2 protein-coding genes are annotated in these 1,683 nt (G+C 46.8%); both read left to right on the forward strand.

The genetic code is table 11. The features are described 5' to 3' along the window. On the forward strand, positions 1-575 hold a 575-nt coding region (gene tnpC, locus JHL22_RS15845), incomplete at its 5' end, for an IS66 family transposase (RefSeq protein ID WP_200239584.1). 300 nt (positions 576-875) lie between these two features. After that, positions 876-1,403, forward strand: coding sequence for a hypothetical protein (locus tag JHL22_RS15850; RefSeq protein WP_200239586.1), 528 nt, complete (start codon positions 876-878; stop codon positions 1,401-1,403). Positions 1,404-1,683: the final 280 nt, after the last annotated feature.

Genomic DNA, 1,683 nt, shown 5'->3' on the forward strand with positions numbered 1-1,683 from the left:
TTACCCAAGGCATTACCGAGGTGGGCTGCATGGCGCATGCCCGGCGTAAATTCTTCGAACTGGATGACAAGAGCCTGCTGGCGGGACAAGCCTTAAACTATATGGGTCAGCTTTATGACATTGAGCGGCAGGTGAAAAACCTGAATGAACATGAGCGCTGGCAACTGCGCCAGCAGAAAGCCCGCCCGCTGGCCGATGCCTTGCATGATTGGATGCTGGCCCAAAGACAACGGGTACCTGATGGTACCACCATTGCCAAGGCGCTAGACTACAGCCTGAAACGCTGGGTGGCACTGACCCGCTATCTGGATGATGGGAGCTTGCCGATCGACAATAACTGGGTCGAGAACCAGGTGCGCCCGATCGTACTGGGTCGTAAAAACTGGCTCTTTGCCGGCTCTTTGCGGGCGGGTAAACGGGCAGCGGCGGTGATGAGCCTGATTCAATCAGCCAAGCTCAATGGACATGATCCGTATGCCTATCTGAAGGACGTGTTGGATCGGTTGCCGACGCATCCTAACAGCCGGATTGATGAATTGTTGCCGCATAACTGGTCGCCTGCTGCGTCCGAATAAAATTAGAATGGCCGCTGACGCGGCCATGTCTATGTGTGTTTACGGAACGCTTACGCTAGTTAAGCGATTGATGTATAGTGTTTTGAATTGATTTTGTGATTAGCGCGTTAAGCACTAAAAAACCTTGAAGGGAAGAAATAAAGTCTGTCGACGTGGAATAAAGTCTGTCGATTTTTATAGAAGTGGATCAGAACTGATAATGATGAGTACGAGAGCGTAAAGAGCATTTTGATCGGATGCATAGAATCCAGAAGCATACCAATACTCATCTGCTGCTTAACTTAATTTCTAGGGAGAATAATGAAGATGGTCAATGAGGCCGAATACGATAAAGTACTACAGGCACGTTTCAAACAAGTTCTGTCTGTTCCTCAGAATCCCTTGGTCGAATTTATCGACTATAAAAAGCTTTTCTTGTCACACCTTTTTGAGCAAGCATGGACTTTTGCGAGCAGGAAATTTGAAGAATCCGGCGACTCCACGTTTATATGTCAGTTAATTAACAGCTTGCCCATTGTCGATTGGAAGTTGTTTCTGACGGGTTATGCATGCGAGAGATTTGCTCTACATGCTTCGTCCAAGAATATGAAGAGCATTCAATTTAAAAAGAATAAAAAGATCGCTCCAAATACCTCCTTGCGATTTTCCCAATGCCTAATGGATTTTAAGAGCAGCCGGATGGATATCGAAAAATATAAGAATGGAGCTTATGCATCCATAAGAGGACAGAGCGCTATTAAGAGGATTGAAAAAAGAGAGACCGGCACAGACTTGCTGGATAGCGGATTAGTCTATCCAGGTAGTTTCGAAAATGGCCGACGTCGTTGAGCTGCTCTTTTGCTGTGTTAACAGGAACCCGCTTTGCGGTGTGACCTACTTACCCATGACAGGTCGCTCCCCAGCAAAAAACTGACCCAACTCCAAAAAGTACCGTAATGCTCCGGCCAGTGCCATCTAGAATTCTGTTTTAAATTCTAGCAATATAGATGTCCATTTATTCAACTAGGTTTTGATGCGTTATGGATGTTTCTCTTTATTCGGTGCCGGTGGCCGAGCGACCCCGGCGTCGCTATTCAAACGAATACAAACGCCAGGTCGTAGAGGCTTC

Source organism: Advenella mandrilli (assembly GCF_016595155.1).
Lineage (GTDB): Bacteria > Pseudomonadota > Gammaproteobacteria > Burkholderiales > Burkholderiaceae_B > Advenella > Advenella mandrilli.